Source organism: Roseivivax jejudonensis, assembly GCF_900172265.1.
GTDB classification, from domain to species: Bacteria; Pseudomonadota; Alphaproteobacteria; order Rhodobacterales; family Rhodobacteraceae; genus Roseivivax; species Roseivivax jejudonensis.
Genome location: NZ_FWFK01000003.1, coordinates 612,423 through 618,761, shown reverse-complemented (window position 1 = coordinate 618,761; position 6,339 = coordinate 612,423). Strand labels below are relative to the sequence as shown.

Sequence of the window (6,339 nt, the reverse complement as noted above, 5' to 3'; positions counted from 1 at the left end):
CCGAGGCCCGCGGCTATCCCTGCATGGTGGTCAGCGACAACGGAACTGAACTGACCTCGAACGCCATCCTGAAGTGGCAGGAGGAGCGCCATGTCGAGTGGCACTACATCGCGCCAGGCAAGCCCATGCAGAACGGCTTCGTGGAGAGCTTCAATGGCCGGCTCCGCGACGAATGCCTCAACGAGCACCTCTTCGCCAGCCTGCGCCATGCCCGCCATTTGATTGCGACATGGCGCGAAGACTACAACCATCACCGCCCGCACACGAGCCTCGACGGGCTTACCCCGCGGGAATACTTCAACAGGTCAGAGAAGGACCAAACCCGGAACGGACTAAACTTCTGAACGAGGACAATCCGGGGAGCAGGTCACGGGGATGTGCGCGCGGCCGAATGACCCGGGATCCGTCACCGACGTGACCGAGACGAAAAAGGCGGCCCCGTCGGGCCGCCTTTTTTACGTCCGCGATCAGGAGCGTCGCCCGCGCGTTACGGCATCTCCAGCGTCAGGTTCCGGCCGCCTTTGACGTATCGCAGTTCGCTGTCGCCGATGGCGGCGACGCGGCCCCCGTCGATGCGATCGCCGACCTTGACCTTTTCGTAACGGCCATTGGCGAGTCTGACGAGCGCGCGCCGGTTCGACGGTTGGCCATAGACCCCGATCAGGTTGACGCTGCGCAGGTTGAGCGCGTTGCGCACGGTTGCCTGCTGCGTGACCGAGGCGTTCGACGGTGCGCTCGGCGAAACCGTACGCGGCGCGACCGCGCCTGCAGAGGCGACCTGCGTGTCCTGCGGCGGGGCCGCCCGTTGGCGCGCGCGCGCCTCCTCGACGATCCGGTCGAAGTCGCGCGGGCGCGCGATCGGGGGTCGCGAGGTGGAAATTGCCTGCGCGGTCGCGGTCACGTCCGCCTCGGCCGCCGCCTTTTCCGTTTCGGGCCGGATCTGCGGTCGCAGCATCGCCAGCTCGGTCAGGGACCGGCCACGGAACGTCGCGCGCTCGTTGCTTTCGATAAGCGTGACGGGACGGATCCGAGGGCGCACGCCGCGCAGCTGCTGCAGTCGCTCCAGCGCCGCGGCATCGCCGGGCAGTGGCACGTCGCCGGGCAACACGCTGCGCCGGGTCGGCGCAATGGCCGGCGGACGTCCGGCGAAGATTCTGACCCTGTCGGGGCTGAGGGCGCCCTCGGGGGTCGCGCGCACGAGCCCGCGTTCGTCCAGATCGAACACCGTGTCAGCCGGCGCCGGGGACGGCAGCGCCTCGAACGGTGCGCCGCGCTCCGCCGCCCCCGGTGCGGAGGGCAGAGCGACCGGATCCTGCATCTCCACATCGGGCTCCAGCGACAAGAGCCGCACGTCGTCCACACTGTCGGTACCCGGTCCGAGCGGCAACGGCGCGGTGGGCGCAAGCGGCCAGATCCCCGTCGCCGCATAGGTCGCCTCGGCCGCATCCGGGCCGGCCGGCTGGGGCGCGACGGGTTCGGAGATCGCGGCCGGTGCCGACGTGTCGTCCGGGGCGCCGTCGGGCGACGCGTCGAGCGCCGCCAGCACGGGGCCGTCCGCCGCTTCCGCATCCGACGCGTCGTCGGCAGTTCCGATAGCGGCCCCGTCGGCCGGTAGAGAGGGCGCCGGTCCGTCGGCTGTCTCGGTTCGATCCGAGGGCTCCGACCGGAAGAAACTGGCGATGCCGTCGTCGAGATAGACCGAGGCCCAGGCTGCAACGCCGGCGAGGAAGACGAGGAGCAGCGCCGTCAGCATCAAGCCGAGGAAGCGGGGCTTTCCTCCGATCCGCGCGCCATCGGCCTGCTGCCGGGCGCCGAACACGGTCATGCGCTGCGCTTCGTCATCGAGAGTTGCGGCGCCGCCCGCGGGTCCGGACAACGGTTCGCGCCCGGGCCGGAGCGCGGCGATCCGGGCTCGCGCGTCGCCCGCGCCGGAGGATCCGGCAGTCGACGCGGCCGTGGCCGGCGCCGGTTTTTCCATCGCGACCCTCGGCGACGGCTGGGCGGCGATGCGCGGGGACGCGGGTTCGGCCACGCCGTGTGGGTCGGGGTTGTCCTCGGGGTCCGGCGTCGCCGCCACGAGCCCGCGCAGGCGGGCCTGGACCAGTTCGGGGTCCGGCCGGTTCGGCGCCGCGCGCGTTGCGCCGGCGGTGTCGGGCGCACCGACCTTCGGCGCCCCGGCATTCGCCGCGGGCGCTTCGCGGCGCGCACGAATGCTGGTGAAGGCTGGCGTTGCGGATGCCGCCGCGGCAGGGGCCGGCGCGTCGGTCGGGGCAGGAGCCTCGCCTCCCGACGTGTGGTCAGGCGCAGGCGTGTTCGCTGCCCTGGGCGTGTCGTCACTCGATGCCGAGGTGCGTTCGGGCGCGTCGCGCGCCGACGTGGCGGCGATCGTCGGCGTGCCGGTCGGCGCAGGGGCATCGCTGCTCGACTTGGTCGCGGGCTCCGGCTCGGCGCGCGTCGACGAGGCGTCGCGTGCCGGCGCGTCGGTCGATGTGGTTGCGCTGGGCTTCTGCTCCGGCGTGTCGCGCGTCGCCGTGCTCTCGTGTGTCTCCGAAGCTACCGGCTCGGCCTGTGGCGCATCAGCAGCATCCAGTGGCGCGGTCTCGGGGGCATCCTGCTTCGTCGTCCGGGCGCTCGACAGGTCTTCGCCGGTGTGCCCTGCGGACGAGTCCGCTCCAGCGGCCACGGACTGCGCTGGCGCAACTAACGCGGATGTCGATTGGGTTTGAGGGCGCGCAGGCTCTGTCCGTGCTGGGGCCGGGTCCTCGACATGCGGTTCCGCGGACGGCCTGTCCGCCGCGGGCTGGGCGTCCTGGGATCCTCTATCGGACGGCGCCGTCGCGGTGGCGTCACTGCGATCGCCCGTCTCCGCCTTCGCGGTCTCGTCCGGGGCAGTGTGCTCGGCCTGATCCACGGCCCGTTGCACGGCCTCGACGGCGACCTCGGGCGGTGTTTCGTCCTGCCGCGCTTCGGGCTTTGCCTCGGTCCGAGACGTCGCCACGGGCTGCGAGTCGGCCGGGGACGCGGGCGTTCCGTCTGCCGACCCGGCAGGAGCGTCGGTGGTGGTGTCCGATGCCTTGGGCGCGTTCGCGGCCTTTTGGGGGCCGGCCCACGCCTCCTCGGGCGGGTAGATGCGGATCGGCGTATCCCGCTTCGGGGCCGGGCCGTCCCACGACTTCGCGGCGCCGAAGAACATCTCGCCCTTGTATTTCTGCGGACGGGGCAGCCCGACGAAGCAAACCGGCGCGAAGCCGTAGGCGAGGGCGAACTGCTCCGCTTCCTCGAGCGTCTCCTCCGCCACCGCGGAGACGAACAGCGTGTCGCCGCGAACGGCGTGGTCCTGCCTCAACTCGTCCAGCGCGTAGGGCGTCGCGCCTTCGAGCAGCGCGCTTGCCGCCGCGATGCGCTCGGCCTCGCCGGGGTCGTCGCGCCGCAGGAACTTGATCTGGTCGTCGGGGATGACGAGCTTCACGGCCGCGCGGCCGTTGCCATCGGTCGCGACCATGTCTCGCAGGGCGGCCATCTGGGCCTCGAGGTCCCCGTCGAGCGCGGCTTCACCGGCAACCACCCAGCCGCGCCGGGCGCGTTGCAGGAGGGCGATCCCCGAAGCCGAAAGATTCAGCGCGTAATCGGTCTTCATGGCTCGATCTTTACCATTTCGGTATCTCCCATGGGAGTCCGCCGGCGGGAGTATCCCGGGTTTACAGCAGCGAACTGCCGAGCGGAAGGGAGCCGGCTTGCTCCGGACCCCTCGGCGCGCGACAGTTCCATGTAACGACAGGCAAGGAGAGACCCGATGCGGCGGTTTCTGATCACGATCATGACACTTTGCGCGCTTGGCGGCGCAGCGGCGGCGCAGGAGATCGAGCAGCGGCACGTCACCGTGACCGGCGAGGGCACGGCGTCGGCGGTGCCAGACATCGCGCTCATCACGCTCGGCGTCCAGATCCGCGCCGATGCGCCCGATGCGGCTATGGAGTCCGCGTCCGAAGCCGCGGGCCGGATCCTCGCGCGGATGTCGGAGATGGGGCTGGCCGATTCGGACGTTCAGACCACGAACCTGTCGCTCGAGCCGGTCTACGACCGCAACGGCGAACCCGGAGCATCGCCGGAGCCGCGCGGTTTCGAGGCACGCAACATGCTCACCGTCCGCGTGCGCGATCTCGAGCGGCTGGGCGATGTCCTGGCCGCCGCGCTGGACGACGGGGCGACGTCGCTCGGCGGGCTGCAGTTCGACCTGTCCGAGCCGAAACCGCTCCTCGATGCGGCGCGCCGCGCGGCGGTGTCGGACGCGCGCGCCAAGGCGGAGCTTCTGGCCGAAACGGCTGGCACGGCGTTGGGCGAGGTGCTGCAGATCGAGGAGACGGGTGGCGGCAACCAACCGATGCCGATGGCCGAGATGCGCGCGTCATCCGTTCCCGTGGCGGCTGGCGAATCGACCGTGTCGACGCGGGTGCGGATCGTCTACGCGCTCGGCGACTGATCGGCGGCGCGGTCGCGCAACAATCGGCGCAGCACATAGACGCGGATGGCAGAGGCGAGCCCGGTATCGAGGTCGCGCGTCGCGTCGATCTCGGCCGCGAGCGCGTTGAGCGGCTTGCCGTCCGCCGCGGCGATGTCGCGGAACACCTCCCAGAACGGCTGTTCCAGCGACACGCTGGTGCGGTGGCCGCGCAGCGTGAGCGACCGCTTCTGCGGTTTGCCGGTCACTCGTCTTTCTTGTGACCGTCGAGGTGATCGCGCGCGCGGGTCGCGTCGGCCTCTTCGGCCCTCTTCTGCGCCTTGCTGCGGCCGAACTTCACGGCATTCGCATCTGCCGCGACGCGCTTGGCGTCGCGGGCCTTCTGCTTGCGGACCCGGTTGAGGTTGATCGGCGTCGTCATGACCAGAGGCTACCTCGCGCTTGGCACTGGGCCAAGCCCGACCCTGCGGTCAGTCCTTGGGGCCGATCATGTCCTCGGGGCGCACCACGCGATCGAACGTCTCTTCATCGACGAACCCAAGCTTCACGGCTTCCTCGCGCAGCGTCGTGCCGTTCTTGTGCGCGGTCTTGGCCACCTTGGTCGCGTTGTCGTAGCCGATCGTGGGCGCAAGTGCCGTGACCAGCATGAGCGAGTTGCGCATCAGCTCGCCGATGCGCGTCTCGTTCGCCTCGATGCCGGCGACCATGTTGTCGGTGAAGGCCGAGGCGCTGTCGCCCAGAAGCTGCATGCTCTGCAGGACGTTGTAGCTCATCATCGGATTGTAGACGTTCAGCTCGAAATGGCCCTGCGACCCGGCGAAGCCGACGGCCGCGTCGTTGCCCATCACATGCGCGCAGACCATCGTCAGCGCCTCGGCCTGCGTCGGGTTCACCTTGCCCGGCATGATCGACGATCCGGGCTCGTTCTCCGGCAGGATCAGTTCGCCGAGGCCGGATCGCGGACCCGAGCCCAGAAGCCGGATGTCGTTCGCGATCTTGAAGAGCGATGCGGCCACGGTCTTGAGCGCGCCCGAGAACATCACCATCGCGTCGTGCGCCGCGAGCGCCTCGAATTTGTTGGGTGCGGTGACGAAGGGCAGGCCGGTGATGTCGGCGATCCTGGCCGCGACGCCCTCGGCCCAGCCGCCGCGGGTGTTGAGCCCCGTGCCCACGGCGGTGCCGCCCTGTGCCAGCTCGTAGATGTCGGGCAGGCACGCCTCTACCCGCTCGATCCCCTTGGCGACCTGGTGCGCGTAGCCGGAGAACTCCTGGCCCAGCGTCAGGGGTGTCGCGTCCTGGGTGTGGGTGCGGCCGATCTTGATGATGTCCTTGAAGTCGCGAGACTTCGCCTCGAGCGCATCATGCAGTTTGCGCAGACCCGGCAGCAGAACGTCGCGCGCCTGCATTGCGATGCCCACGTGCATCGCCGTGGGGAACGTGTCGTTCGACGACTGGCCCATGTTGCAATGGTCGTTCGGGTGCACCGGCGCTTTCGATCCCATCTCGCCGCCGAGCATCTCGATCGCGCGGTTCGAGATCACCTCGTTGGCGTTCATGTTCGACTGCGTGCCCGAACCGGTCTGCCAGACGACCAGCGGGAAGTTGTCGTCGTGCTTGCCGTCGATCACCTCCTGCGCGGCGGCGGCGATGGCCTCGCCGATCTCGCGGTCCATCGTGCCCTGCTCGACGTTCTGAAGCGCGCAGGCCTTCTTGATCGCCCCGAGCGCCCGGACGATGGGCACCGGCTGACGCTCCCACCCGATCGGGAAGTTCTTGATCGACCGCTGCGTCTGCGCGCCCCAATACTTGTCGGCGGGAACCTCGAGCGGTCCGAAGCTGTCGGTCTCGGTGCGGGTGGCGGTCATCACGGAGCCTCGCGA

6 protein-coding genes are annotated in these 6,339 nt (G+C 70.0%); 2 read left to right on the top strand and 4 right to left on the bottom strand.

Annotated elements, in window-relative coordinates; all coding sequences use genetic code 11:
• Positions 1–344, top strand: a 344-nt coding sequence (locus ROJ8625_RS10825) for an integrase core domain-containing protein (protein WP_143535081.1), incomplete at its 5' end; no start/stop codon positions are given.
• A 143-nt stretch (positions 345–487) separates the two neighbouring features.
• Here the strand turns inward: ROJ8625_RS10825 and ROJ8625_RS10820 are convergent.
• Positions 488–3,637, bottom strand: coding sequence for a hypothetical protein (locus ROJ8625_RS10820; RefSeq protein WP_143535091.1), 3,150 nt, complete (start codon positions 3,635–3,637; stop codon positions 488–490).
• A gap of 156 nt (positions 3,638–3,793) precedes the next feature.
• Between ROJ8625_RS10820 and ROJ8625_RS10810 the strand changes: the two genes are divergently transcribed.
• A complete protein-coding gene (locus ROJ8625_RS10810; protein WP_085791882.1) occupies positions 3,794–4,480 on the top strand; it encodes an SIMPL domain-containing protein in 687 nt (228 codons plus the stop codon).
• Here ROJ8625_RS10810 and ROJ8625_RS10805 read toward each other — a convergent pair.
• The 3 genes from ROJ8625_RS10805 to fumC are packed head-to-tail and all read right to left on the bottom strand — an operon-like array spanning position 4,462 to position 6,324.
• Positions 4,462–4,707, bottom strand: coding sequence for a ribbon-helix-helix domain-containing protein (locus tag ROJ8625_RS10805; RefSeq protein WP_085791881.1), 246 nt, complete (start codon positions 4,705–4,707; stop codon positions 4,462–4,464). The genes ROJ8625_RS10810 and ROJ8625_RS10805 overlap by 19 nt on opposite strands.
• Positions 4,704–4,880 carry a DUF4169 family protein gene (locus ROJ8625_RS10800; RefSeq protein WP_085791880.1) on the bottom strand — a complete coding sequence of 59 codons (177 nt, stop codon included), beginning with the start codon at positions 4,878–4,880 and terminating at the stop codon, positions 4,704–4,706. Before ROJ8625_RS10800 ends, ROJ8625_RS10805 begins: the two co-directional genes overlap by 4 nt.
• A 49-nt stretch (positions 4,881–4,929) precedes the next feature.
• Entirely contained in the window at positions 4,930–6,324 is a 1,395-nt protein-coding gene (fumC, locus tag ROJ8625_RS10795) for a class II fumarate hydratase (protein ID WP_085791879.1), read from the bottom strand.
• Positions 6,325–6,339: the final 15 nt, after the last annotated feature.

What these genes read in the sequence shown, in the direction of transcription:
- ROJ8625_RS10820 (WP_143535091.1), bottom strand. Translation starts at nt 3,637, where the DNA reads ATGAAGACCGATTACGCGCTGAATCTTTCGGCTTCGGGGATCGCCCTC.
- ROJ8625_RS10810 (WP_085791882.1), top strand. Translation starts at nt 3,794, where the DNA reads ATGCGGCGGTTTCTGATCACGATCATGACACTTTGCGCGCTTGGCGGC.
- ROJ8625_RS10800 (WP_085791880.1), bottom strand. Translation starts at nt 4,880, where the DNA reads ATGACGACGCCGATCAACCTCAACCGGGTCCGCAAGCAGAAGGCCCGC.
- fumC (WP_085791879.1), bottom strand. Translation starts at nt 6,324, where the DNA reads ATGACCGCCACCCGCACCGAGACCGACAGCTTCGGACCGCTCGAGGTT.